This is a genomic window from Streptomyces marianii, from assembly GCF_005795905.1.
Classification (GTDB): domain Bacteria; phylum Actinomycetota; class Actinomycetes; order Streptomycetales; family Streptomycetaceae; genus Streptomyces; species Streptomyces marianii.
On record NZ_VAWE01000001.1, the window covers coordinates 5,634,872 to 5,661,670 of the forward strand.

The window sequence follows — 26,799 nt, forward strand, 5'->3', positions numbered from 1 at the left end:
CACGTCAATGTGAACCGCGCCAAGGGGGGCCCGAACCGGGGGCCCGGCAAGGTACCGTCGGATATGAGGCACCAGGAGCCGCTGAACCAAGCGCTCCCAGGCGAAGGGGAAGCACCTCGTGGCACGCATCGGTGATGGCGGCGACCTGCTCAAGTGCTCGTTCTGCGGAAAGAGCCAGAAGCAGGTGAAGAAGCTCATCGCAGGCCCCGGGGTGTACATCTGCGACGAGTGCATCGACCTCTGCAACGAGATCATCGAGGAGGAGCTCGCCGAGACCTCCGAGGTGCGGTGGGAGGAACTCCCCAAGCCGCGCGAGATCTACGAGTTCCTCGAGGGTTACGTCGTCGGGCAGGAGCCCGCGAAGAAGGCCCTCTCGGTCGCGGTGTACAACCACTACAAGCGCGTCCAGGCCGGCGAGAACGGCCAGGGCCGGGACGACGCCATCGAACTCGCGAAGTCCAACATCCTGCTGCTGGGTCCCACGGGCTCGGGCAAGACGCTGCTCGCCCAGACCCTGGCGCGGATGCTCAACGTCCCGTTCGCCATCGCCGACGCCACGGCGCTGACGGAGGCCGGGTACGTGGGCGAGGACGTCGAGAACATCCTGCTGAAGCTGATCCAGGCGGCCGACTACGACGTCAAGAAGGCCGAGACCGGGATCATCTACATCGACGAGATCGACAAGGTCGCCCGTAAGAGCGAAAACCCGTCGATCACCCGGGACGTGTCGGGCGAGGGCGTCCAGCAGGCCCTGCTGAAGATCCTGGAGGGCACGACGGCCTCCGTACCGCCGCAGGGCGGACGGAAGCACCCGCACCAGGAGTTCATCCAGATCGACACGACGAACGTGCTGTTCATCGTGGGCGGTGCGTTCGCCGGCCTGGAGAAGATCATCGAGTCCCGCGCCGGTGCGAAGGGCATCGGCTTCGGTGCCACGATCCGCTCCAAGCGCGAGATCGACGCCAGCGACCAGTTCCAGGAGGTCATGCCCGAGGACCTGGTGAAGTTCGGGATGATCCCCGAGTTCATCGGCCGTCTCCCGGTCATCACCTCGGTCCACAACCTGGACCGCGAGGCCCTGCTGAAGATCCTGGTCGAGCCGCGCAACGCGCTGGTGAAGCAGTACCAGCGCCTCTTCGAACTCGACGGTGTGGAGCTGGACTTCGACCGCCCGGCTCTCGAGGCGATCGCCGACCAGGCCATCCTCCGCGGCACGGGCGCGCGCGGGCTTCGCGCCATCATGGAGGAGGTCCTGATGTCGGTGATGTACGAGGTGCCGTCCCGCAAGGACGTCGCCCGCGTCGTGATCACCGCGGACGTCGTCCACAACAACGTCAACCCGACGCTGGTGCCGCGGATCGTGAAGAACGACGGCCGCCACGAGAAGTCGGCCTAAGGGCTGTCCCGTAAGCCCCAGCGGGCGCACGACGACAGCTGTGGCACCTCGCTGCGTTGCCGGATCGCCCGAATACGCCCAGTATGAGGACGACCCTCCGCCTTGCGATGCACCGCATCTGACGCCGCACGCTGATCCACCGGTGATTAAGGGACAGCCCTTGGCCGGCACGCACACGCGAAGGGCGCCTGCCCGGTTCCTCCGAACCGGGCAGGCGCCCTTGTGCGTTGTGCCCCGTGGCGGGGATCAGACCTTGCTGCGGGAGCCGTTGTACAGCTTCGCGGTGAGGTCCGCGACCTCGTTCTGCGGCACGGCCTTGCCGCCGGCCCCCAGGATCTGCGACAGATCGACGACGTTCACGCCGGCGATCGTGCTGAAGTCCGCCCACGCGCACATGGGCACCTCGATCGTCTTGGCGCCGACGCCCGCCGACGACGTGTCGCCGGTGGGGATGAGCCTGGCGGTCTGGCACTTCATGATGGCGCCTTCGAACCCCGCCGGTTCCACATAGGAGGGTTCGCCGACGAACTCGACCTTCACGTCGTCGGATCCCTCCTCGTCACCCTCCTCCAGCTTCTTGAACCAGCCGTCGAGCGCCTTCTCCGGGTCGTCGATCTCGCCCCAGAGACCGGTCAGGCTCATCGCCTTGCCCTTCATCGGCTGGCCGGGGTCACCGGCCTTGTAGCTGGCGCCCGCCCGCTGGGCGTTCTTGATGCCGAGGAGCGTCTCGGCCTCGGCCTTCTCCTTCGCGGAGAACTTCTCCGGGCCGTCCTTGTCCTTCTTGAACTCGCCGACAGCCGCCGCCGGCGTCAGCTTGTAGCCCTTCGTGTCGGCCGCGACATCCGAACCGCCCCCGCCCGACGTGAACCACCACACACCGCCCGCGATCACCGCGAGTGCGACGACGACACCGCCGATGAGCAGGCCGCTCTTCTTGCCGCCCGGCTGGGACGGCGGCGGGGGCGGGTAGGCGCCGGGGCCCGCGCCGTAGGGGGGCTGTCCCCCGGGGCCTTGCGGCCCGGGAGGTGCCCCCAGGGGCGGCTGGCCGTACGGGCCGGGCTGCTGGGCCTGGGGGTAGCCGTAGCCGGGCTGCTGCGGGGGGACACCCTGGGGAGTCTGCTGGGGGTAGCCGTACCCGGGCTGCGGGGCTCCCCCCGGGCCCTGCGGCGGCTGGCCGTAAGGGCCCGGGGGGCCGTACGGGCCGGGCTGCTGGGGATGACCGCCGTACGGGCCCGGCTGGTTGTAGCTCATTTCTGGGTTCCCCTCCAGATGCTTATGCGTTCCGAACATCCTGGCGGAAACCCACCGGTCCCATGGCACCGGGACCCACACCGTTACCGAACATTCCCGTTTCAGAACGGGACCGTGACACCTCTAAACTGTGGCCCGTGACCGAGAACACTCAGCAGCAGCCAGCCAGCACCCCCGAACTGCCGACCCAGTACGCGCCGGCCGAGGTAGAGGGGAAGCTGTACGAGCGCTGGGTAGAGCGCGGTTACTTCGAGGCGGACGCGAAGAGCGACAAGCCCCCGTACACCGTCGTCATCCCGCCGCCGAACGTCACGGGCAGCCTCCACCTGGGCCACGCCTTCGAGCACACGCTGATCGACGCCCTCACCCGCCGCAAGCGTATGCAGGGCTTCGAGACCCTGTGGCAGCCGGGCATGGACCACGCCGGCATCGCCACGCAGAACGTCGTCGAGCGCGAGCTCGCCAAGGAGGGCAAGTCCCGGCACGACCTCGGCCGCGAGGCGTTCATCGAGCGCGTCTGGCAGTGGAAGGGCGAGTCCGGCGGGCAGATCTCCGGCCAGATGAGGCGCCTCGGCGACGGCGTCGCCTGGTCCCGTGAGCGCTTCACCATGGACGAGGGCCTGTCCCAGGCGGTCCAGACCATCTTCAAGCGGCTGTACGACGACGAGCTGATCTACCGCGCCGAGCGCATCATCAACTGGTGCCCGCGCTGTCTGACCGCCATCTCCGACATCGAGGTGGAGTACCAGGACGACGACGGCGAGCTGGTCTCGATCCGGTACGGCGAGGGCGACGAGGCGATCGTCGTCGCGACCACCCGCGCCGAGACGATGCTCGGTGACACCGCCGTCGCGGTCCACCCCGAGGACGAGCGCTACAAGCACCTCGTCGGCCGCGAGATCGAGCTGCCGCTCACCGGTCGCCGCATCCCCGTCGTCGCCGACGAGCACGTCGACCCGGAGTTCGGCACCGGCGCCGTCAAGGTGACGCCCGCCCACGACCCGAACGACTTCGAGATCGGCCGGCGCCACGGCCTGCCCAACCTCGCCGTCATGGACGAGCGCGCGGTCATCACCGCGCACGGACCCTTCCAGGGCCTGGACCGCCTGGAGGCCCGTTCCGCCATCGTCGCGGCACTGCGCGCCGAGGGCCGGATCGTCGCCGAGAAGCGCCCGTACGTCCACTCCGTCGGCCACTGCTCGCGCTGCAAGACCACCATCGAGCCGCGGCTGTCCATGCAGTGGTGGGTCAAGGTCGGCCCACTGGCGAAGGCCGCCGGGGACGCCGTCCGCGACGGCAGGGTCAGGATCCACCCGCAGGAGATGGAGAAGCGGTACTTCGACTGGGTCGACAACCTCCACGACTGGTGCATCTCGCGCCAGCTGTGGTGGGGCCACCGCATCCCGGTCTGGTACGGCCCGGACGGCGAGGTCGTCTGCGTCGGCCCCGACGAGGAGCCGCCGTCCGGCGAGGGCTGGTACCAGGAGACCGACGTCCTCGACACCTGGTTCTCCTCCGGCCTGTGGCCCTTCTCCACGCTGGGCTGGCCGGAACGGACCGAGAGCCTCGCGAAGTTCTACCCGAACTCCGTCCTGGTCACCGGCTACGACATCCTCTTCTTCTGGGTGGCCCGGATGATGATGTTCGGCCTCTACGCGATGGACGGCACCCCGCCGTTCCACACCATCGCCCTGCACGGCATGGTCCGCGACCAGTTCGGCAAGAAGATGTCGAAGTCCTTCGGCAACGCGGTGAACCCGCTGGACTGGATGGACAAGTACGGCTCCGACGCGCTGCGTTTCACGCTCGCGCGCGGCGCCAACCCCGGTGTCGACGTGCCGATCGGCGAGGACTGGGTCCAGGGCTCGCGCAACTTCGCCAACAAGATCTGGAACGCGACCCGCTTCGCGCTGATGAACGGCGCCACGGTCGAGGGCCCGATGCCGGCGTCCGAGGAGATGTCGGCGACGGACCGCTGGATCCTCTCGCGGCTGAACTCCGTGGTCGCCGAGGTCGACGCGTACTACGAGGACTACCAGTTCGCGAAGCTGTCGGACACCCTCTTCCACTTCGCCTGGGACGAGGTCTTCGACTGGTACGTCGAGCTCTCCAAGACCACGTTCATGGGCGGCGGCGAGCCCGCGAAGGTCTCCGCCCGCGTTCTGGGGGAGGTCCTCGACGTGACGCTGCGCCTGCTGCACCCGGTGGTTCCGTTCGTCACCGAGACGCTGTGGACGACGCTCACGGGCGGCGAGTCGGTCGTCGTCGCCGACTGGCCGGGGGCCGTGTCCGTTCCCGGGGCCGAGGCCCCGGGCGGCTTCCGCGACGCCGCCGCCGAGCGGGAGATCGAGCTCGTCCAGCGCGTCGTCACGGAGGTCCGCCGGTTCCGCTCCGACCAGGGTCTCCAGCCCGGTCAGAAGGTCCCGGCCAGGCTGGCGGTCGACGGCACCGCCCTCGCCCCGCACGAGGGCGCGATCCGGCAGCTGCTCCGGCTGCAGCCGGAGGGCGACTCCTTCCACGCCACGGCCACGCTCCCGGTCGCGGGCGCCGAAGTCGCGCTGGACCTGTCCGGCGCGATCGACGTGGACGCGGAACGCAAGCGCCTCGCCAAGGACCTCGCCGCCGCCGAGAAGGAGAAGGCCCAGGCCACCGCGAAGCTCGGCAACGAGGCATTCCTCGCCAAGGCGCCCGACAACGTCGTGGACAAGATCCGCGGCCGGCTGGCCAAGGCCGAGGAGGACATCGAGCGCATCGGAGCACAGCTGGCGAACCTGCCGCAGGGCTGAACCGCGGCACCGGCCGAAACGCACGAGGCCCCCGGAGTCCGCCCGGCTCCGGGGGCCTCGGCGTCGGGTGCGCACCGCAGCGGACCTTGGGCGATGGGGGCGTGTCGGGTATGCGCACTGTCTCCGGCTGCACCGCGCGGCCGGGGCGAGCAGGCAGGTCCGCGGACCTGCGCGGGACGCCCGGCCCGCGCGCGGGCGCTGCGCCGGCGGGGTCGTGGCGCGGGCGTCGGCCCGCGCACGGGCCGGGCCTCGGTCCCGGTGTCGGCGGCGCTCCGTAGACTGTCGGGCGTGAGTGACCAGCAGCCAGAGCCCTTCGACGAAACCGGCGACGAGTTCGACGCGATCGTCGACGCCGAGACCGACCGCGACCCCGATCTGGCGGTGATCGAGGCCGGCAGCCGTACGCTGCGCACCCAGGCCGGACCGCCGCAGGGCGACCAGGCGCCGAGGCGTCCCGCCGACCCGGAGGTGGACAAGGCGCTCCGCGAGGTCGAGCAGGAGCTCGCCGGCCGCTGGGGCGAGACGAAGCTGGAGCCGTCCGTCAGCCGGATCACCGCGCTGATGGACGTGCTGGGCGAGCCCCAGCGCGCGTATCCGTCGATCCACATCACGGGCACCAACGGCAAGACGTCCACGGCGCGCATGATCGAGGCGCTGCTCGGCGCCTTCGAGCTGCGCACCGGGCGGTACACCTCGCCCCACGTCCAGTCGGTCACCGAGCGGATCAGCCTGGACGGTGCCCCGATCGACCCCGAGCGCTTCATCGCCACGTACCGGGACATCAAGCCGTACGTGGACATGGTGGACGCCGCGCAGGAGTACCGTCTCTCCTTCTTCGAGGTCCTCACCGGCATGGCGTACGCCGCGTTCGCCGACGCGCCGGTGGACGTGGCGGTCGTCGAGGTCGGCATGGGCGGCAGCTGGGACGCGACGAACGTCATCGACGGTTCGGTCGCCGTGGTCACCCCGATAGACCTGGACCACACCGACCGGCTCGGTGCCACGCCGGCCGCGATCGCCGGCGAGAAGGCGGGGATCATCAAGCAGGGCGCGACGGTCATCCTGGCGCAGCAGCCCGTGGACGCCGCGCAGGTGATGCTGAAGCGGGCCGTCGAGGTGGATGCCACGGTGGCCCGTGAGGGCATGGAGTTCGGTGTCGCGTCGCGGGAGGTCGCGGTCGGCGGGCAGCTGCTGACGCTGCGCGGTCTCGGCGGCGAGTACGAGGAGATCTTCCTGCCGCTGCACGGCGCCCACCAGGCGCACAACGCGGCGGTGGCGCTGGCCGCGGTCGAGGCGTTCTTCGGCATCGGCGCGGAGCACGCGCGGACGCTGGACGCGGAGACGGTCCGGTCCGCGTTCGCCTCCGTGGTGTCGCCCGGCCGGCTCGAGGTCGTGCGCCGCAGCCCGACCGTCGTCCTGGACGCCGCGCACAACCCGGCGGGCGCGCGGGCCGCCGCCGAGGGCATCACGGAGTCGTTCGGCTTCTCGAGGCTGGTCGGCGTTGTCGGCGCGAGCGCCGACAAGGACGTCAAGGCGGTCCTGGAGGCGTTCGAGCCGATCTTCACCGAGATCGTCGTCACGCAGAACTCCAGCCACCGGGCGATGGACGCCGACGAGCTGGCGGCGATCGCCGTGGAGGTGTTCGGGGACGAGCGGGTGGTCGTGGAACCGCGGCTCGACGACGCGCTGGAAGCGGCGATCACGCTCGCCGAGGAGGAGGCGGAGTACTCGGGCGCGGGCGTCCTGGTGACCGGCTCCGTGATCACGGTCGGCGAGGCCCGGCTGCTGCTGGGAAGGGGCTGAGTCCATGCGTACGCTCTGCGCGTCCACACTGATCGGTGAGTTCTTCGTGATCGGCTTCGCCGGTCTGGTGGCGATGAAGGACCCGGATCTGTCCCTGGCCGCCGTGTGGACGGTGAGCGGCGTCGCGATGGTGCTGTCGCTGCTGCTGTGCGGCATGGTCACCCGCCCCGGCGGGGTGCAGCTCGGCTGGGCGCTGCAGATCGGCCTGATCGCGAGCGGCTTCGTGGTTCCGATGATGTTCGCCCTGGGGGCGGTCTTCGCGGGCCTGTGGTGGGCCTCGGTGCACTACGGCCGCAAGGTGGACGAGGCCAAGGCCCGCTGGGCGGAGCAGCAGGCCGGGGCGGGTGCGGCAGAGCCTGACGCTGTGTGACGGGCGCCCGAGGGGGCCCTGTAGCCTGAGGCACCAGCCAGACCGTTCATCCTCCGGACTCCTTCATCCAGGAAATCCCGGGACCCGCACTCGAAGGAGCCCCAGTGAGCCAGCGCACGCTCGTTCTGCTCAAGCCCGACGCCGTACGCCGCGGCCTGATCGGCGAGATCATCGGCCGTATCGAGCGCAAGGCGGGCTGGCAGATCACCGCGCTGGAGCTGCGCGAGCTGGACCAGGACACCCTGGAGCAGCACTACGGTGAGCACCAGGGCAAGCCGTTCTACGAGCCGCTGGTGGCCTTCATGTCCTCCGGTCCCGTCGTCGCCCTGGTCGTCGAGGGCGAGCGGGTCATCGAGGGCGTGCGCGCCCTGGCCGGTCCGACCGACCCGATCGCGGCCGCGCCCGGTTCCATCCGCGGCGACTACGGCACGATCGTCCGGGAGAACCTGATCCACGCCTCGGACTCGGAGGAGTCCGCCGCCCGGGAGCTGAAGATCTTCTTCCCGGGGCGCTGAGGGCCCACCGCACCCGCCGGTTCACCTCCGGGTTTTTCCTGACCGGCAGTCAGCCGTGCAGCGCCGGATCCTGGGGCGACCGAAGGAATTTCGGTCGCCCTTCGGCATACGTCGCGCGATATCGGGAACGCATCGCTCCGACTCGTCGTCACCCTTATTGAGGCGGGGCCCAGCGCGCGGAATCGGCGCAGGCGGCACTACGATGGAAGCCTCCACGCCACAGCACCCGTGCAGCACCCTCCTCGCCTACCTGAAAAGCCATCAAAGCTCGATTTGGGAAGGCCCGACGCATCCTCATGGGACACAAGGGGAACTCTATGTCGTTCATCGGCCGTGACATGGCTGTCGACCTCGGGACCGCCAACACGCTGGTGTACGTCAGGGGTCGGGGGATCGTCCTCAACGAGCCGTCCGTGGTCGCCATCAACACCAACACCGGCGGCATCCTCGCCGTGGGGGCCGAGGCCAAGAAGATGATCGGGCGTACGCCCGGCAACATCGTCGCGGTCCGCCCGCTGAAGGACGGCGTGATCGCCGACTTCGAGATCACCGAGCGGATGCTCCGCTACTTCATCCTCAAGATCCACAAGCGCCGGTGGGCGGCCCGCCCCCGCATCGTGGTGTGCGTGCCCTCCGGTATCACCGGTGTCGAGCGCCGCGCGGTCATCGAGGCCTCCACCCAGGCCGGTGCCCGGCAGGTGCACATCATCGAGGAGCCGATGGCGGCCGCGATCGGCGCGGGCCTCCCGGTCCACGAGGCCACCGGCAACATGGTGGTGGACATCGGCGGCGGCACCACCGAGGTCGCCGTGATCTCCCTCGGAGGAATCGTCACGGCACAGTCCATCCGGGTGGCCGGGGACGAGCTGGACAACGCGATCATCCAGCACGTCAAGAAGGAGTACAGCCTCCTCCTTGGTGAGCGGACCGCGGAGAGCATCAAGATCACCATCGGTTCGGCGTTCGACCTGGACAAGGACGAGCACACCGAGATCCGCGGCCGCGACCTGGTGTCCGGTCTGCCCAAGACCGTCGTCATCTCCGCCGCCGAGGTCCGCAAGGCCATCGAGGAGCCGGTCAACGCGATCGTCGACGCGGTGAAGACCACGCTCGACAAGTGCCCGCCGGAGCTGTCCGGCGACGTCATGGACCGCGGCATCGTCCTCACCGGCGGCGGCGCGCTGCTGCGCGGCCTCGACGAGCGGCTGCGCAGCGAGACGGGCATGCCCATCCACATCGCCGAGGATCCGCTGGACTCGGTGGCGCTCGGTTCGGGCAAGTGCGTCGAGGAGTTCGAGGCGCTCCAGCAGGTGCTGGACGCGCAGCCCCGCCGCTAGCGCGGGATCCACGATCGGCCGTTCGGGTCAGGCGGACCCGTTCGGCCGGTCGTTCGTACAACAACACACGTCACGACGAACACAACACACACCACAGAGCTCGGCATTCACATTCCGACGAGGAAGGCACGGCCGCCGCACGTGAGGGACACGAAAGAGAGCCGGCTGCTCCTGGTCCTGCTGATCGCCATCGCGTTCGCATTGATCACGGTGGACATCCGCGGCGGCGAGGAGTCACCGGTCGACGGCGCCCGGCAGGCCGCCGCCGCCGTCTTCGGACCGGTCGAGAACGGCGTGGCCTCCGCCGTCGATCCCGTGGGCAACGCCATAGGAGCGATCCGGGACTCAGGCGAGCGGCACGACCGCATCTCCGTCCTCGAGCGCGAGAACGCCGCCCTCAAGGTGAGACTCGGCAGCGACGACCGCAACCGCAGCAGGGTCCGCCAACTCGACAGCATGCTGAAGAAGGCGGCCGACGGGCAGTACGGCATCAAGGGCGCCGAGGTCATCGCCATAGGAGCCGCCCAGGGGTTCTCCTGGACCGTCACCATCGACGCCGGCTCCGCCGACGGTATCCAGCGCGACATGACCGTCCTCAACGGCGACGGCCTCGTCGGCCGGGTGACCACCGTCGGCCCGAACACCGCGACCGTGCTCCTCGCCAACGACCCGGACTTCACCGTCGGCACCAGGATGGAGCGGACCGACGAGCTGGGCTTCGCCACCGGCCAGGGCGACCGGCCGCTGTCCGTGCAGCTGCTCAACGGCAAGGCGAAGGTGCGCAAGGGCGACCGGCTGGTCACCTTCGGCTCGCAGGCCGACAAGCCCTTCGTGCCCGGCGTGCCGGTGGGCGAGGTCGTCCGCGTCGACCCCTCCGGCGGCGCCCTGACCCGCAACATCTTCGTGCGGCCGTACGCCGCCTTCACCAAGCTCGACATCGTCGGGGTGGTCGTCCAGGCACCCCGCGCCGACCCGCGCGACATGGTCCTGCCGCCCAAGCCCAAGCCGACGCCCACACCGACGGTCACCGTCACGGTCACCCCCTCCGCCGACGGCGACACGCAGGCGCGGAGCCAGGACTCGGAGGAGCGGGACCCGGGCGGGGAAACCCCGCAGACCGACAGCACCGAGGCCGTCACCGGCCGCGACGACGAGTAGCAGGAGGAGCTGAACACCATGCGCTTCAACCGGATGCTCCTCTCCGCGACGCTCGTCGTGGTCGCGCTCGTCGTCCAGGTCACCGTCCTCGCCCGGCTCCAGCTCCCCGGAGCCGTCCCCGATCTGCTGCTGCTCACCGTCGTCGCCCTCGCACTCGTCTACGGCCACACGGGCGGCGCCCTCATCGGCTTCGGCGCCGGACTCCTCGCCGACCTCGCCCCGCCCGCCGACCACGCCGCCGGGCGCTACGCCCTCGTCCTCTGCGTCATCGGCTACCTCGTCGGCCTCGCCCGGCCCGAGAACGGCCGGCTGACCTCCGCCACCGGCCCGATGGCCGTGGTCGTGGCGGCGGCCGTCGTGTCGACCCTGCTGTACGCCGGCGTCGGCGCGCTCGTCGGCGACACCGCCGCGCGCCACGTCGGCCTTGGCTCACTGCTGTTCACGGCGGCCCTGTACGACCTGCTCCTCGCGCCGTTCACCGTGCCGCTGATCATGGCGCTGGCCAGACGCGCCGAGAACGATCCGCTCGCCGAGTCCCCGGCCGGCACCGGTGACGTCTCCAGCGGCTGGGCCTCCTCCGGTACGGGACTGCGCATCGGCCGCCAGCGCGGCGGGCTGCGGATCAAGGCGGCCAGGACGCGGGCCTCCCGCGCCGGCCGCATCAGGGGAGTCAAGCGACTGTGACCGAGGGGGTATCGGCAGCGTGAGCAACATTCCCGAGACCGGACGGACCCCCCGCGTCCAGATCCGGCTCATCATCATCCAGGTACTCGTCTTCTCCCTGTTCGCCACGCTCGGCGGGCGCCTCTGGTACCTCCAGATCCGCAACGGAGACGAGTACACCGACGAGGCCAAGAGCAACCACGTCCAGCAGGTCGTCCAGCCCGCCGTACGCGGGTCGATCCTGGACGCCAGGGGCGTGCCCCTGGCCGACAACGAGACCCGGCTCGTCGTCTCCGCGTCCCGCACCGACCTGATGAAGATGAAGGACGACGGCAAGGGGGTGCTCACCCGGCTCGCGGACGTCCTCGGCATGAAGCCGAAGGACGTCATGGACAAGGTCCGGCTGTGCGACGCCGAGACCCCCCAGCCGTGCTGGAACGGCTCCCCGTACCAGCCCATCCCCGTCACCGACGAGGCCACCACCCAGCAGGCCCTCCAGATCCGCGAACGCGCCGAGGACTTCCCCGGCATCACCGCGGAGCCGATGGCCGTGCGCCGCTACGTCGCGCCCGGCAAGGCCAACACCGCTCAGGTCCTCGGCTACCTCTCGCCCGTCACCGACGAGGAGATCGAGAAGGCCAAGGACACCGACTCGCCGTTCCTGCGCTCCGACCAGGTCGGCCGCTCCGGACTCGAGCGCACGTACGACAAGGACCTGCGCGGCAAGGCCGGTGTCACCCGCTACGAGGTCGACAACCTCGGCCGGGTCATCGGCCTGGCCCAGGCCGACAAGGCCGAGCCCGGAGCCAACGTCGTCACCTCCATCGACGCCCGCGTCCAGGCGGTCGCCGAGTGGGAACTGCACAACGCGATGAAGGAAGCCCGCAAGGTCTTCGACGACAACACCGGCACCAACTACAAGGCCGACTCGGGCGCCGTCGTCGTCATGGAGGCCAAGACCGGCCGCGTGGTCGCCATGGCCTCGCAGCCCACCTACGACCCGAACGCCTGGGTCGGCGGCATCTCCGCCAAGGACTACGCACGGCTCACCGGCAAGAAGTCCAACTTCCCGCTGCTGAACCGGGCGATCCAGGGCCAGGCCGCCCCGGGCTCCATCTTCAAGGTCGTCCCCACCACGGCGGCGGTCAACGCCGGCTACGACTTCAACGGCCGCTACCCCTGCCCCAGCTCCTACTCCATCGGCAACCAGGTCTTCAAGAACTTCGAGTCCCAGGGCCACGGCAGCATCACCCTCGGCCAGGCCCTCGAGGTCTCCTGCGACACCGTCTACTACGCCCTCTCCCACCAGCAGTGGAAGAAGGACGGCGGCCTCAAGCCGAAGAAGAACCCGGCGGACTGGTTCTACAAGACGGCCCACCAGTTCGGCCTCGGCGCCGAGACCGGCATCGACCTCCCCAACGAGGTCACCGGCCGCGTCCCCGATCGCCGCTGGAAGCAGAAGTTCTGGGAGGCCAACAAGGACTACTGGTGCAAGGTGGGCAAGAAGGGCGGCGACTACATCCAGCAGCTCTCGTACGAGAACTGCCTGGAAGGCAATCTGATGCGCGCCGGTGACTCCGTGAACTACTCCATCGGCCAGGGCGACACCCTCGTCACCCCGATCCAGATGGCGACCATCTACGCGGCGATCTCCAACGGCGGCACCATGTGGAACCCGACCGTCGGCAAGGCGGTCGTCAGCGCCGACGGCAAGAGCGTCCGCGAGATCAAGCCCAAGTCCCACGGCAAGCTGCCCATGGACGCCAGGACGCGCAAGCTGATGAACGAGGCGCTCGCGGGGGTCGCCACCCGCGGCACCGCCGCCTGGCGGTTCGGCGGCTGGCCGCAGGACAAGATCCCGATGCACGCCAAGACCGGCACGGCCGAGGTCCACGGCAAGCAGACGACGTCCTGGTTCGCCACGTACACCAAGGACTACTCGATCGTCATGACCATCTCCCAGGGTGGTACCGGCTCCGGCGCCTCCGGCCCCGCCGTGCGCAACATCTACAACACGCTCTACGGGCTGGACATGGAGGGCAACCAGGACCTCAAGAAGGCCCTGCTGCCGCAGCCCCAGAAGGCGCTCCCGAAGATCCAGCCCGACGGCTCCATCGACGCGCCGAAGATCACGCCGTACGAGCCGGCCAAGCCCGAACCCGAAGAGGACGCCGCCCTCGCCGGCCCGCCCCCGGCCACCGGACGGAGGGACTGAGGAATGGCCGGACCCCATGGCTTCTCGGTCTCGCGCTACGCACCGGACCGCGGCGGCCTCGCCAAGCTCCTCGCCCGCGACTCGATGGTCCGCCGGCTCGACTGGCCGATGCTCGCCTCGGCACTCGCCCTGTCGCTGCTCGGCTCCCTGCTCGTCTGGTCCGCGACCCGCAACCGCACCGAACTCAACGACGGCGACCCGTACTACTTCTTCCTGCGCCACCTGCTCAACACCGGCATCGGGCTCGCCCTGATGGTCGGCACCGTCTGGCTCGGGCACCGCACCCTGCGCGGCGCCGTGCCCGTGCTGTACGGCATCTCCCTGGTGCTGGTCGCACTGGTGCTCACCCCGCTCGGTGCGACCATCAACGGCGCCCACGCCTGGATCGTGATCGGCGGGGGCTTCTCCCTCCAGCCCTCCGAGTTCGTGAAGGTCACGATCATCCTGGGGATGGCGATACTGCTGGCGACCCAGGTCGACGCAGGCGACCAGCTCCATCCCGACCACCGGACCGTCGCCAAGTCACTGGGCCTGGCGGTGCTCCCCATGATCATCGTGATGCTGATGCCGGACCTCGGTTCGGTCATGGTGATGGTGGTGATCGTCCTCGGCGTACTGCTCGCCTCCGGCGCCTCCAACCGCTGGATCTTCGGACTGATCGGCGCGGGCATCGGCGGCGCCGTACTGGTCACCGCGCTCGGCCTGCTCGACGAGTACCAGATCAACCGCTTCGCGGCGTTCGCCAACCCCGAACTCGACCCGGCCGGCGTCGGCTACAACACCAACCAGGCGCGCATCGCCATCGGCTCCGGCGGGCTGCTCGGCACCGGCCTGTTCAAGGGCTCCCAGACCACCGGCCAGTTCGTGCCCGAACAGCAGACCGACTTCGTCTTCACCGTCGCCGGCGAGGAGCTCGGCTTCGTCGGAGCGGGCCTCATCATCGTCCTGCTCGGCGTCGTCCTGTGGCGCGCCTGCCGCATCGCCCGTGACACCACCGAGCTGTACGGCACGATCGTCGCCGCCGGGATCATCGCCTGGTTCGCGTTCCAGTCCTTCGAGAACATCGGCATGACCCTCGGCATCATGCCCGTGGCCGGACTGCCGTTGCCGTTCGTCTCCTACGGCGGATCGTCGATGTTCGCGGTGTGGGTCGCCGTCGGACTCCTGCAGTCCATCAAGGTGCAACGCCCGATGTCCGCCTGAGTACCTCCGCCGCTCCCGGTCCACCACGGCGTCCGAGCCGGCGGCCGCAACCCACGACGCACGGCCGCCGAGACGACTAGATGAATACCGTGCGGATAGATTCAACTCATGGTGGAGACGAAGCGGGAAATCGAGCGGAAGTACGAAGCCACACCCGACACCAAGCTTCCGGACCTCACCGGCGCGGCCGGGGTCGCGGACGTCGTCGAGAAGGGCGTGACCGAGTTCGACGCCGTCTACTACGACACCCCCGGTCTGCGCCTGGCCGCCGACAGGATCACGCTGCGCCGCCGCGCCGGCGGCTCCGACGAGGGCTGGCACCTGAAGTTCCCCGTCGCCACGGGCATCCGCGAGGAGATCCACGCACCCCTCCGCGACTCGGTGCCGCGCACCCTCGCCGGACTCGTCCGCTCCCGCACCCGAGGCGCGCCCCTCGTCGCCGTCGTGCGTCTGCGGACCTCCCGCGACGTACGCCACCTCGTCGACGAACGGGGCCGGCTCCTCGCCGAGCTGTCCCTCGACATCGTCCACGCGGAACGCCTGACACCCGGCAACGGCACGGCGGGATGGACCGAGATCGAGGTCGAACTGGCCGACGACGCCGACCCCGCCCTCCTGGACCGTGTCGAGAAGCGCCTTCGCAAGGCCGGCATCAGGCCCGCATCCGCCCCGTCCAAGCTGGCCAGGGCCCTCGCCGACACCGAACCCGACCCGGCCGCGGCCACCGGCGCCGAACCCGCCCCGGCCGCCGCCCGGCAGGCGGCCTCCGCCGCGGAGGGCCACGGCGACACCACGGCGGCGCACGCCGAGGAACAGGCGTCGTCGCGCCACGCCGACGCCTTCGCCCCCGCGGGCGGCGAGCGCGCCCCCAAGGCACCCGAGGCCGCCAGGAGCGTCCGCCACCGGGGCGCACGGCTGGAGCCCGCGCACGCCGGCGAACACGTCCTCGCCTACCTGCGCGAACAGCGCGACGCCCTCGTCGCCCTCGACCCGGCCGTACGCCGCGACCTCCCCGACGCCGTGCACCAGATGCGGGTCGCCACCCGACGTATGCGCAGCGCCTTCAAGACCTTCCGGAAGATCATCGACCGGGCCGTCACCGACCCGGTCGGGGACGAGCTGAAATGGCTGGCTGGCGAACTGGGTGCCGCACGCGACCAGGAAGTCATGGCCGAGCGGCTGCGCGACCGCATCGACACGCTGCCCCGTCAGCTGCTTCTCGGGCCCGTGCGCAGCAGGCTCCGGATCTGGGCCACCTCCCACCGCGCCGACGCCCGCCGCCGCTCCGTCGCCGTGCTCGACACCGAGCGCTACCTCACCCTCCTCGACACCCTCGACGCGCTCCTGGACGCACCACCGCTGCTCCCCACCGCCACGGCGAAGCCCGCGGCCGCACTCCCCAAGGCGGTGCTCAAGGACTACGACCGGCTCGCCAGCCGTGTCGAGCGCGCCCTCGGTCTCCCCGCCGGCCACGACCGCGACCTCGCCATGCACGACGCCCGCAAGGCGGCCAAGCGCGCCCGCTACGCGGCCGAGGCCGTCACGCCCGCCCTGGGCAAGTCCGCCAAGAGGTTCGCCAAGCGCATGAAGTCCGTCCAGACCGTCCTCGGCGACCACCAGGACAGCGTCGTCGCCCGAGGGACCCTCCGCGACCTCGCCGTCCAGGCCCACGCGGCCGGCGAGTCCGCGTTCACCTGGGGACTGCTGTTCGGACGGGAGGAGGCCGCGGCCGCCGACCGGGAGCGTGAGCTGCCGGAAGTCTGGGAGGAGGCCGCCCGGCCCGAGCTCCGCGCGGCCCTCAAGGGCTGACCGCGCCCCGAACGGTCCGGGGCCGCCCTCCGGTCGGGTTACGCTTGAGAGTCGCCCTCCTGCCCGTCCACGAAGGTTCCTGATGTCTGCCGAGTCGGTCTTCCCACAGCTCGAAGCTCTGCTCCCGCATGTGCAGAAGCCCATCCAGTACGTCGGTGGTGAGCTGAACTCCACGGTCAAGCCGTGGGAGAGCTGCGATGTGCGCTGGGCGCTGATGTACCCGGACGCCTACGAGGTCGGACTGCCCAACCAGGGCGTCATGATCCTCTACGAGGTACTGAACGAGCGCGCCGGCGTCCTCGCCGAGCGCACCTACAGCGTCTGGCCGGACCTCGAGGAGCTGATGCGCGAGCACGGCGTCCCCCAGTTCACGGTCGACAGCCACCGCCCCGTCAAGGCGTTCGACGTCCTCGGCCTGAGCTTCTCCACCGAGCTCGGCTACACCAACATGCTCACGGCCCTCGACCTCTCCGGCATCCCGCTGGAGGCCAAGGACCGCACTGCCGACGACCCGATCGTCCTCGCCGGGGGCCACGCGGCCTTCAACCCCGAGCCGATCGCGGACTTCATCGACTGCGCGGTGATCGGCGACGGCGAGCAGGCCGTCCTGCAGATCACCGACATCATCCGGGACTGGAAGGCCGAGGGGCGCCCCGGCGGCCGCGAGGAACTGCTGTTCCGCCTGGCCAGGACCGGCGGCGTCTACGTCCCGGGCTTCTACGACGTCGAGTACCTCCCCGACGGCCGCATCGGCCGCGTCGTGCCCAACAAGTCCGGCGTGCCGTGGCGCGTGTCCAAGCACACCGTCATGGACCTGGACGAATGGCCCTACCCCAAGCAGCCGCTCGTCCCGCTCGCCGAGACCGTCCACGAGCGGATGTCCGTCGAGATCTTCCGCGGCTGCACCCGCGGATGCCGTTTCTGCCAGGCCGGCATGATCACGCGCCCCGTCCGGGAGCGGAGTATCACCGGCATCGGCGAGATGGTCGACAAGGGCCTCAAGGCGACCGGCTTCGAGGAGGTCGGCCTGCTGTCGCTGTCCTCCGCCGACCACAGTGAGATCGGCGACATCGCCAAGGGCCTCGCGGACCGGTACGAGGAGGACAAGATCGGTCTGTCCCTCCCCTCGACCCGCGTCGACGCGTTCAACGTCGACCTGGCCAACGAGCTGACCCGCAACGGCCGCCGCTCCGGTCTGACGTTCGCCCCCGAGGGCGGCTCCGAACGCATGCGCAAGGTCATCAACAAGATGGTGTCGGAGGAGGACCTGATCCGCACCGTCGCCACCGCCTACGGCAACGGCTGGCGCCAGGTGAAGCTGTACTTCATGTGCGGCCTGCCCACCGAGACGGACGAGGACGTGCTGCAGATCGGCGACATGGCGGTCAACGTCATCGCCAAGGGCCGCGAGGTCTCCGGCTCCAACGACATCCGCTGCACGGTGTCCATCGGCGGCTTCGTGCCCAAGCCGCACACGCCCTTCCAGTGGGCCCCTCAGCTCTCCGCAGAGGAGACCGACGCCCGCCTGGAGAAGCTCCGCGACAAGATCCGCGGCGACAAGAAGTACGGCCGCTCCATCGGCTTCCGCTACCACGACGGCAAGCCCGGCATCGTCGAGGGCCTCCTCTCCCGCGGCGACCGGCGCGTCGGCGCCGTGATCCGCGCCGTCTACGACGACGGCGGCCGCTTCGACGGCTGGCGCGAGCACTTCTCCTACGACCGCTGGATGGAGTGTGCGGGGAAGACGCTGCCGGAGTTCGGCGTGGACGTCGACTGGTACACGACCCGCGAGCGCACCTACGAGGAGGTCCTGCCCTGGGACCACCTGGACTCCGGTCTCGACAAGGACTGGCTCTGGGAGGACTGGCAGGACGCCCTGGACGAGACGGAGGTCGAGGACTGCCGCTGGACGCCGTGCTTCGACTGCGGGGTGTGTCCTCAGATGGACACGGCCATACAAATCGGCCCCACGGGCAAGAAGCTGCTCCCGCTTACGGTCAAGAAGTAGCCGTGACCAGCGGCGACGCCATCCAGCGGATGGCTGAGGCGCTTGCCGACGCACCCGAGGCGGACCGCGCCGAAGTCCTGCGAGGGCTCGGCGCGAAGGAGCGCGAGCAGGCTCCCCGCCCCACGCGGCGCACGCCGCTCCCCGCCCCTCGGCGGGACCCGGGCATCGTCTCGGCGGTCGAGTGGGTGTAGGCGTGGAGAGGCGTTCGGACGATCTGGTCCGGGCGCCTCTCGGCGTTCCCGGAGCCCCGGTTTATGCGACAACGCGCATAGTCGCGCTTCCGCATAGACGGAGCATCGGCCCCGCTCGTACGGTCGTGGCGACCGGCCCGCAGAGGGGCTCGCACGAGGGGGTTCAGCATGGCGCGCGAAGAACTCACACGGCTCACCGGCAACACCAACGGCGGTAACTGCGGGCAGGGAGACTGTCCCAACGTCTACCGCACCGCCTCCGGCTCGTTCGTCGTCCAAGGCGACGTGTCCACCGCCTTCACCCCGCCCGCCGGGGAAGGGCTCGTGGAGATCCCCGAGGAAGTCCTGAGGGAGGCCGTCCGTGCTCTTGGATGGTGAAGCCTGGGCGGACAGGTTCAAGACCTTCCAGACCGAAGCCTGGCGGCTTGAGACCCTGCCGCAGTACCTCGTACCGCAGGAGGCGGAAGAGTTCGCCGCCTTCAAGGAGGGGGCCCGCTTCCCCGGACCGTACGAGGACGCGTGGACGGCCATGGTCCGCACCCGCAACGTGGGCCGCGTCCACATCGTCACCCGGCCCCTCACGGACTACCTGCGGTTCGAGTTCGAGCGGTACTACCAGCACCAGGCCCCGGCGGGGGAGGACATCCGCATCCTCGACATCACCGACCGGCCGAACCCGCTCCCTGACGTCCAGGACTTCTGGATGTTCGACCGCTCGACGGTCGTCCTCATGAAGTACGAGGCCGACGGTACGCAGATCGAGCGGGAGCTGTACGAGGGCGACCCTGCCCCGTTCCTCGAATACCAGCGCATCGCCATCGCGGAATCGGTCCCGTTCCTGGAGTACGTGAGCGAGTGACGTTCGAGCCCGAGCAGCTTGGCCAGTCCTCCCAGGAACTCGCCGCGACACTGCGCAAGCTGCGAAAGCAGGCCGGTCTCTCGGGGGACCGGCTTGCCGCGCGCTGCAACATGTCGCAGTCGAAGGTGAGCCGGATCGAGAGCGGGAAGGTGCGCCCGTCCCTGGTGGACATAGAGCGCATCCTCAGGGCCTTGGACGCCCCGCCGGCCTTGGTCGCGGAGGTGTCCGCGCTGGCCCGCATCGCTGCTACGGAGTGGCAGGACGCACGGTCGATGCGGCGGAAGGGGCTGGACAAGAAGCAGCATGAGCTGGCCGGGCTCGAAGCGTCTTCGGCAGAGTTCCGGTTCTTCCTGCTCTCGATGCTCACGGCCCTGCTCTCCACTCCGGAGTACATCAGGGCCAGCCTCGCCCACATCCCCGGAGACCACGGCAAGGCCGTGGCGAGGAAGCTGGAGCGGCAGGAGGTCCTGTACGACCGCCGGAAGAAGTTCACCTTCATCGTCACCGAGCAGGCGGCCCGCTCCCCGGTCGTCTCCCCGGACGCCATGGCCGTGCAGCTCGACCGGCTGGCTTCACTGACCCACCTGCCGAACGTGCGTCTCGGCGTGCTCCCGATCGAGACGCGCCTACCTGGATGCCCGCTGAACACGTTCACCGTGTATGACGAGCGGCTGGCCACGGTCGAGACGACGGCCGGTGTGATGGTGTTCCGCGACCCGAGAGACGTCCGGATGTACCTCGATGAATTCGCCGGTTACGACGAGTGCGCCCTCTTCGGCGAAGCCGCGCGGGAACGGCTGGCCGAGTGGGCGACGGCGTTCCGATCCTGATCTTTAGTCCAGTGCGCGACTGAACCTCGAATCGCCCCCTGCCAGCGGGCAAGGATGCCGTGCCATCGGAGAACGCACGGGAGGCGTACCAGATGAGCAGCGACCAGACCACCATGTCGGGACCGGTACACCTGTCCCTTCCGTCTCCACCTCCGGACCCCGTCTCGGGCGCCATGCGCCGGGCCCAGTGCAGTGCCTTGTGTGCGCTCGGCTCGATGGCGAGCGCGGGTTTACCGTCCACCTTCGTCGTGACGTATCCGTACGTCGGCTTACCGACGAGCCACGAGTCCTGAGTGCGGGCGTAGTCCCACAGCGACGTGACGCGGGTCGACGTGTTCGCCGCCTCGATCTCGGCGATGCCCCCGATGAGCGTCACCATGATCCGGCCCACGGTCGTGCTGAGGTCGATAGCGTCGTTCTTCGCCACGAGGTTCTTCCCGTACCGCTCGCACCACTCGATCATCGTGGACAGATCCGTCATGCGACGGATGAAGCGGTCGAGCTTCCAGAAGACAGCACGTCGAGCCCGAGGCCGGTCCGGCCGTGCCGCTCAGGATCCCGGTGCGATCGTGGTACCCGAACGCCCTGGCCCCGGCGGCGGCGGGGTGTGGACGGCCGCAGTGCAGGACCGGGTGCGGGCTCCGGCGAGGCGGGCGGCCGTGGAGGCCGGGAGCGCCGCTCGCAGGGCCCTCGCCTCGGCCCGGAGACGGTACGCCGGGCACGCCGTGACGCCGGGCGGGTACCGGTGGGCGGGCCCCGTGAGGCCCGGGCCGTGGAACCCGCACCCGTCCGGGCGCGTAACCTGGGTGGTGCGCAACACACACCGACTGTCCCCGGCGTGGCGCCCGGGCCCGAGATCTCCCTGCACGAGCGGGGGCGAACCGGGCGGGCCGCCCTCCAGGGGGCCGAAGGCCACAAAGGGCGGCGCAGGAAGGCGTCCGCCCCGCACCGAGGAGAAGAACCACTGGGCAAGCGACAGCCCGAAGGCCCGCCGCCCGCACCCGCGGTGCAGCGCATCCGACTGCGCTACACCAAGCGCGGCCGCCTCCGGTTCACCAGCCACCGCGACTTCCAGCGCGCCTTCGAGCGTGCGCTGCGCCGCGCCGAGGTGCCGATGGCGTACTCGGCGGGCTTCACCCCGCACCCGAAGGTGTCGTACGCCAACGCCGCCCCGACGGGTACGGGGTCCGAGGCCGAGTACCTCGAGATCGCGCTGACCGATCATCGTGATCCGGCGAAGCTGCGCGAGCTCCTCGACGAGTCGCTGCCCGCCGGGCTCGACATCGTCGACGCCGTCGAGGCCCGTACGTCCGGGCTGGCCGACCGGCTGACGGCGTCGGTGTGGGAGCTGCGGCTCGACGGTGTCGCGGTGGAGGAGGCCGAGAAGGCGGTCGCCGCGTTCCTCGCGGCGGACGTCGTCGAGGTCCGCCGCAAGACGAAGAACGGGATTCGGACCTTCGACGCCCGTGGTGCGGTGGCCGACCTGCAGGCGAGTTGTCCACAGCCTGATAGGCCCGCGGACGGGCCCTGTGCGATACTGCGGCTGGTTGTTCGGCACGTGACACCTGCCGTGCGACCCGACGACGTCCTGTCCGGTCTCCGAGCTGTGGCCGACCTGGCGCCGCCGGTCCCCGCAGCGGTGACCAGGCTGGCGCAGGGGCTCTTCGACGAGGAGTCCGGCACGGTGACCGACCCGCTCGCGCCCGACCGCGAGGCAGTCACGGCCGCCCCAGCCGATCGCTCAGGGGTCGCCGGAGCCGCCGCGACGGCGCCCGCTGGTACCGGTTCCGCGTAGGGGCAGTCGTTGTAGCGCCGCCCTCGTACTCGGGAGCCATCTGGGTCGGGCAGCGCAGTGACCAGGAGACTTTCGCCAGGCCGTGCGTACATCGCGTACGGAACCGGCGAGCCAGACATACAGCTCCCGTGCGGCGCCCGCGCCCCGGACGGAGGCCCCGCGCTCATCACGCGGGACGTGCCACCGGACCGGATCGAGGCTCGGCGCCCGGGGGCGTGACGGGAGAACCGCCCGCATGCTCGAACCGAAGGACCCCGGTATGGCCGGGGACACCGAAGAGAACGACAGCTCCACCCCCAGCGACACGCTGCCCCCGCGCCGCCGCCGTCGTGCCGCGTCGCGGCCGGCGGGCCCGCCCGTGGGTTCCGCACAGGTGGAGACCGTCGCCGATGTGACCGCGTCCCTTTCGGACGCCATACCGTCCGCGCAGGACGGGGCCGCCGAGGCCGCCGTGGAGGCGCCCGCGCCGCGTACCCGCCGCCGGGCGACGCGCAAGGCCGCCGCGCCCGCCGGTCCGCCGGCCGCCGAGGCCGCCGCTTCCGTCGAGGAACCGGCCGACCGGGCCGAGGAGCCGTCCGCTGCCCCCGAGGCCGCACCGGCCGCCGAGGCCGCCGTGGAGGCGCCCGCGCCGCGTACCCGCCGCCGGGCGACGCGCAAGGCCGCCGCGCCCGCCGGTCCGCCGGCCCCCGCCGAGGTCGTCGCAGAGCCCGCCTCCGCCGAGGCGCCCGCGACCTCGCCTGCTCCGGCGCGCACGGCCGAGACCGTCGCCGCCGACGAAGACATCGAGGAAGGTGCCGTGAGCGAGACCGCTGCGGAAACCGGGCCCGCCGAGGCCGCCGCCGAGGCGCCCGCGCGCCGTACCCGCCGCCGGGCGACCGCCCCCGCGGGTGCGCCGCAGCAGGGCGAGTCCGCCGCTGAGACCAGTGAGGCCGCCGTTGCCGCCGTCGAGGCGCCGGCTGCCGAGGAGAGCGCGGAGGAGGCGCCGCGGGCTCGTACGCGTCGTCGTGCGACGCGCCGGGCGACCGCTCCGGCCGGTGGGCCGCAGCAGGGCGAGTCCGCCGCTGAGACCAGTGAGGCCGCCGTTGCCGCCGTCGAGGCGCCGGCTGCCGAGGAGAGCGCGGAGGAGGCGCCGCGGGCTCGTACGCGTCGTCGTGCGACGCGCCGGGCGACCGCTCCGGCCGGTGCGCCGGAGGCCGAGGCCGCCGCCGAGGACACGTCCGCGGCGGGCGAGGGCCTGCCCGAGGACGCCGTCGCGCGCATCACCGCCGACGAGTCCGGGTTGGAGGCCGCCGAGAAGGCCGCTTCCCGGGGCCGGGGACGCCGCCGTGCCACCGCCGCGCAGTCCGCCGCCGAGCCCACGAAGGACGAGCCCGCGAAGCCCGCGAAGGGCGAGCGCGAGGAGAGGACCGAGCCGCCCGCCCGCGGGCGCCGGTCCGGCAGGCCCGCCGTGCCGGTCTTCCAGGCCCCGGTCTTCACCGAGCCGGTGTTCCAGACCCCGGAGACGGCCGCCGCTGCTGCCGCCGCCGAGGCCGCCGCCTCCGACGAGGACGAGCAGGAGACCACCGAGGCTCCGGCCGCCGAGGCCGCCCCGCGCCGTCGCCGTCGCCGTCGCGCCGAGTCCCCGCTCGCGGTCGAGACCATGGAGACCGAGCCCGCTGACGAGGCCGAGGTCGAGGCCGAGGAGCCGGCAGCCGAGGACGCCGAGGACACCGAGGAGTCCGACGACTACGAGGGCCGTCCCTCCCGCCGTCGCCGCCGTGGCGGTCGCCGTCGTCGCCGTGGCGAGGCCGCCGAGGCCGGGACCGACGAGGAGCCGGAGGCCGAGGACGAGGAGGCCGGGGGCGACGAGGAGCCGGAGGCCGAGGGCGACGAGGAGGAGCAGGACGCCGCCACCCCGTCCGCCGCGGGCACCAGCAGCAGCCGCCGTCGTCGCCGTCGTCGTCGTCGCAGTGGTGAGGCCGCCGAGGCCGAGCCCGGCACCGACGAGCCGGAGCGCACGGTCGTGAAGATCCGTGAGCCGCGTCCCAAGGCGGAGCCGGCCGACGAGGTGCAGTCGATCAAGGGCTCCACCCGCCTGGAGGCGAAGAAGCAGCGCCGCCGTGAGGGCCGCGAGCAGGGCCGCCGCCGGGTGCCGATCATCACCGAGGCGGAGTTCCTGGCGCGCCGTGAGGCCGTCGAGCGCGTGATGGTCGTCCGCCAGCTCGGGGACCGTACCCAGATCGGCGTCCTCGAGGACAACGTGCTCGTCGAGCACTACGTCAACAAGGAGCAGTCGACGTCGTACGTCGGCAACGTCTACCTGGGCAAGGTGCAGAACGTCCTGCCGTCGATGGAGGCCGCCTTCGTCGACATCGGCAAGGGCCGCAACGCGGTCCTGTACGCGGGCGAGGTGAACTTCGAGGCGCTCGGCCTCGCCAACGGCCCGCGCCGTATCGAGACCGCGCTGAAGTCGGGCCAGTCGGTCCTGGTGCAGGTCACCAAGGACCCGATCGGCCACAAGGGGGCCCGGCTCACGAGCCAGGTCTCCCTCCCCGGCCGGTACCTGGTGTACGTGCCCGAAGGGTCGATGACGGGCATCAGCCGCAAGCTCCCCGACACCGAGCGGGCCCGGCTGAAGACCATCCTCAAGAAGATCGTTCCCGAGGACGCGGGCGTCATCGTGCGCACCGCCGCGGAGGGCGCCAGCGAGGACGAGCTGCGCCGTGACGTCGAGCGGCTGCAGGCCCAGTGGGAGGAGATCCGGAAGAAGGCGAAGAGCGGCAACGCCCCGACCCTTCTCTACGGTGAGCCGGACATGACCGTCCGGGTCGTCCGCGACATCTTCAACGAGGACTTCTCCCAGGTCGTGGTGAGCGGCGACGAGGCGTGGGAGACCATCCACGGCTATGTGTCGCACGTGGCGCCCGACCTGGCGGACCGTCTGCAGCGCTGGACCAGCGAGACCGACGTCTTCGCGGTGCACCGGATCGACGAGCAGCTGATGAAGGCCCTGGACCGGAAGGTCTGGCTGCCGTCCGGCGGCTCGCTGGTGATCGACAAGACCGAGGCGATGGTCGTGGTCGACGTCAACACCGGCAAGTTCACCGGCCAGGGCGGCAACCTCGAGGAGACCGTCACCAGGAACAACCTGGAGGCGGCCGAGGAGATCGTGCGCCAGCTGCGGCTGCGGGACCTCGGCGGCATCGTCGTCATCGACTTCATCGACATGGTGCTGGAGTCCAACCGCGACCTGGTGCTGCGGCGCCTGCTGGAGTGCCTGGGCCGGGACCGCACGAAGCACCAGGTGGCCGAGGTGACCTCGCTGGGCCTGGTGCAGATGACCCGCAAGCGGGTGGGCCAGGGGCTCCTGGAGTCGTTCTCCGAGACCTGCGTGCACTGCAACGGCCGCGGTGTGGTCGTGCACATGGAGCAGCCGTCGGCCGTCGGCGGCGGTGGCGGCGGCAAGCGGAAGAAGCGCGGCCGCGGTGGCGCCGAGCACGTCCACGAGCACGAGGTGGTCGTCGAGGCGCCGGGCGCCGAGGCCCCGCCGAGCGAGGTCGAGGAAGCCGAGACCGAGGCGGAGGTCGCGGCCGAGGCCGCGGCGCCGTCGGCCCTGCCCGAGCCCGCCTTCGCCCCGGACGAGGAGCTGTACGGCAGCGCCGCCGAGGCCGAGGCCGCCGCGTCCCGCCGCGGCCGTCGCCGGGCGTCCCGCAAGGCGACCGCCCCGGCAGGCGCGCCGAAGCAGGCCGAGCCGGTCGAGGCCGAGGTGAAGCGGGCCGAGCCGGTCCGGGTCGAGGAGACCGCCGAGGCGGCCCCCGTCCCGGCGGGCGAGCCCGAGGCCGCGCCCGCCGCGGTGGAGGAGCCCGCCCCCGCGGGCCGTACCCGCCGTAGGGCCACCCGCAAGGCGTCGGCTCCGGCCGGTTCCCCGAAGGGCAGCGAGGCCGCCGAGATCGTGACCGAGGCCGCAGAGGCCCCTGCCCCCGCAGAGGCGCCTGCCGTCCCGGCTGCGGAGGCGCCGGCCGAGGAGGTCCCCGTCGCCGCTCCGCCGCGTGCCCGTCGCCGGGTGACCCGCAAGGTCACCGCCCCGGCAGGCTCGCCGTCCGGTGCGGACGACTCCGCGGTCATGGTGGTCGCTGCTTCGGAGCCCGAGGCGGAGGCCGTCCCGGCACCCGCGGAGGTCCCGGCGAAGAAGGCGGCCCGCAAGACCGCCAAGAAAGCCACGGCGAAGAAGGCCGCCACGAAGAAGACGGCGGCGAAGAAGACCACCGCGGCGAAGAAGACGGCCGCCAAGAAGGCGACCAAGTCGGCCGCCAAGAAGACCGCCGCCGCGGAGCAGCAGAGCCTGCCGACCGTGACGGCGTCGGCTGAAGGCTGAACAATCCATGGCCGGTGGTTGAACATTCGTGTCCCGCCCCTGCGGACTCGGGGGCGGGACAAGCCATTTGTTTCGCAATTGATGCCTGGGCCTGTTAACGGCCCAGAAATTGCCTGGGAAATCCCTGATAATGTGACGGCGGTCGCTGCCGTGCCGAGGACCCACCCGGAGACTACGGTCGGTGACCGGCCCGGTTAAGGGACAGACCGGTCCCAGCATTCCTCGGTAGGGCGTCGGCCATCACGCCGGAGGGGTT

Annotated in this window: 19 protein-coding genes and 1 pseudogene; 18 read left to right on the forward strand and 2 right to left on the reverse strand. The window is 70.9% G+C overall.

The features are described 5' to 3' along the window. Positions 1-118 precede the first annotated feature (118 nt). Complete coding sequence (gene clpX / locus FEF34_RS25580) at positions 119-1,396, forward strand: ATP-dependent Clp protease ATP-binding subunit ClpX (RefSeq protein WP_017944896.1); 1,278 nt, start codon at positions 119-121, stop codon at positions 1,394-1,396. A gap of 246 nt (positions 1,397-1,642) precedes the next feature. On the opposite strand, the gene FEF34_RS25585 is transcribed toward clpX, so the two are convergent. Continuing rightward, the gene (locus FEF34_RS25585; protein ID WP_138055239.1) at positions 1,643-2,647 is read right to left on the reverse strand and encodes a flagellar basal body-associated FliL family protein; all 1,005 of its coding nucleotides are present in this window, start codon (positions 2,645-2,647) and stop codon (positions 1,643-1,645) included. Positions 2,648-2,784: 137 nt separating this feature from the next. Here FEF34_RS25585 and FEF34_RS25590 point away from each other — a divergent pair, with 137 nt between their 5' ends. The 15 genes from FEF34_RS25590 to FEF34_RS25660 all read left to right on the forward strand — a co-directional run bounded on the left by FEF34_RS25590 (position 2,785) and on the right by FEF34_RS25660 (position 20,394). Next, a complete protein-coding gene (locus FEF34_RS25590; protein ID WP_138055240.1) occupies positions 2,785-5,433 on the forward strand; it encodes a valine--tRNA ligase in 2,649 nt (882 codons plus the stop codon). A gap of 288 nt (positions 5,434-5,721) precedes the next feature. Then, positions 5,722-7,236, forward strand: a complete 1,515-nt coding sequence (folC, locus tag FEF34_RS25595) for a bifunctional tetrahydrofolate synthase/dihydrofolate synthase (RefSeq protein WP_138055241.1) — start codon at positions 5,722-5,724, stop codon at positions 7,234-7,236. A gap of 4 nt (positions 7,237-7,240) precedes the next feature. After that, positions 7,241-7,606 carry a DUF4233 domain-containing protein gene (locus FEF34_RS25600; protein WP_138055242.1) on the forward strand — a complete coding sequence of 122 codons (366 nt, stop codon included), beginning with the start codon at positions 7,241-7,243 and terminating at the stop codon, positions 7,604-7,606. 104 nt (positions 7,607-7,710) lie between these two features. Beyond that, positions 7,711-8,121, forward strand: coding sequence for a nucleoside-diphosphate kinase (gene ndk, locus FEF34_RS25605; protein ID WP_138055243.1), 411 nt, complete (start codon positions 7,711-7,713; stop codon positions 8,119-8,121). 317 nt (positions 8,122-8,438) lie between these two features. Then, a complete protein-coding gene (locus tag FEF34_RS25610; protein WP_017944902.1) occupies positions 8,439-9,458 on the forward strand; it encodes a rod shape-determining protein in 1,020 nt (339 codons plus the stop codon). A 141-nt stretch (positions 9,459-9,599) separates the two neighbouring features. After that, positions 9,600-10,616: a rod shape-determining protein MreC gene (gene mreC / locus FEF34_RS25615; RefSeq protein ID WP_138055244.1), complete on the forward strand. Its 1,017-nt coding sequence runs from the start codon at positions 9,600-9,602 to the stop codon at positions 10,614-10,616. An 18-nt stretch (positions 10,617-10,634) separates the two neighbouring features. Further along, complete coding sequence (gene mreD / locus FEF34_RS25620; protein WP_138055245.1) at positions 10,635-11,300, forward strand: rod shape-determining protein MreD; 666 nt, start codon at positions 10,635-10,637, stop codon at positions 11,298-11,300. Positions 11,301-11,319: 19 nt separating this feature from the next. Then, on the forward strand, positions 11,320-13,494 hold the full coding sequence (gene mrdA / locus FEF34_RS25625; protein WP_138055246.1) for a penicillin-binding protein 2: 2,175 nt from the start codon (positions 11,320-11,322) through the stop codon (positions 13,492-13,494). A gap of 3 nt (positions 13,495-13,497) precedes the next feature. Further along, a complete protein-coding gene (gene rodA / locus FEF34_RS25630; RefSeq protein WP_138055247.1) occupies positions 13,498-14,697 on the forward strand; it encodes a rod shape-determining protein RodA in 1,200 nt (399 codons plus the stop codon). A gap of 108 nt (positions 14,698-14,805) precedes the next feature. Next, positions 14,806-16,506: a CYTH and CHAD domain-containing protein gene (locus FEF34_RS25635; RefSeq protein ID WP_138055248.1), complete on the forward strand. Its 1,701-nt coding sequence runs from the start codon at positions 14,806-14,808 to the stop codon at positions 16,504-16,506. A gap of 82 nt (positions 16,507-16,588) precedes the next feature. Further along, complete coding sequence (locus FEF34_RS25640) at positions 16,589-18,514, forward strand: TIGR03960 family B12-binding radical SAM protein (RefSeq protein ID WP_138055249.1); 1,926 nt, start codon at positions 16,589-16,591, stop codon at positions 18,512-18,514. Positions 18,515-18,516: 2 nt separating this feature from the next. Beyond that, the gene (locus FEF34_RS25645) at positions 18,517-18,705 is read left to right on the forward strand and encodes a hypothetical protein (protein ID WP_138055250.1); all 189 of its coding nucleotides are present in this window, start codon (positions 18,517-18,519) and stop codon (positions 18,703-18,705) included. 168 nt (positions 18,706-18,873) lie between these two features. Further along, on the forward strand, positions 18,874-19,083 hold the full coding sequence (locus tag FEF34_RS25650; RefSeq protein WP_062705460.1) for a hypothetical protein: 210 nt from the start codon (positions 18,874-18,876) through the stop codon (positions 19,081-19,083). Further along, a complete protein-coding gene (locus FEF34_RS25655; protein ID WP_138055251.1) occupies positions 19,067-19,564 on the forward strand; it encodes a DUF6879 family protein in 498 nt (165 codons plus the stop codon). Before FEF34_RS25650 ends, FEF34_RS25655 begins: the two co-directional genes overlap by 17 nt. Further along, positions 19,561-20,394 (forward strand): helix-turn-helix domain-containing protein, encoded by an 834-nt coding sequence (locus tag FEF34_RS25660; RefSeq protein WP_138055252.1) that lies wholly within the window; start codon positions 19,561-19,563, stop codon positions 20,392-20,394. Before FEF34_RS25655 ends, FEF34_RS25660 begins: the two co-directional genes overlap by 4 nt. Before the next feature lie 169 nt (positions 20,395-20,563). Here the strand turns inward: FEF34_RS25660 and FEF34_RS25665 are convergent. Continuing rightward, a pseudogene (locus tag FEF34_RS25665) lies at positions 20,564-20,908 on the reverse strand (recombinase family protein); the annotation flags it as partial. A 492-nt stretch (positions 20,909-21,400) separates the two neighbouring features. Here FEF34_RS25665 and FEF34_RS25670 point away from each other — a divergent pair. Together FEF34_RS25670 and FEF34_RS25675 are read left to right on the forward strand one after the other, a co-directional pair. Then, positions 21,401-22,189: a TIGR03936 family radical SAM-associated protein gene (locus FEF34_RS25670; protein ID WP_138057721.1), complete on the forward strand. Its 789-nt coding sequence runs from the start codon at positions 21,401-21,403 to the stop codon at positions 22,187-22,189. A 235-nt stretch (positions 22,190-22,424) separates the two neighbouring features. Next, on the forward strand, positions 22,425-26,543 hold the full coding sequence (locus FEF34_RS25675; RefSeq protein WP_138055253.1) for an Rne/Rng family ribonuclease: 4,119 nt from the start codon (positions 22,425-22,427) through the stop codon (positions 26,541-26,543). Positions 26,544-26,799 lie beyond the last annotated feature (256 nt).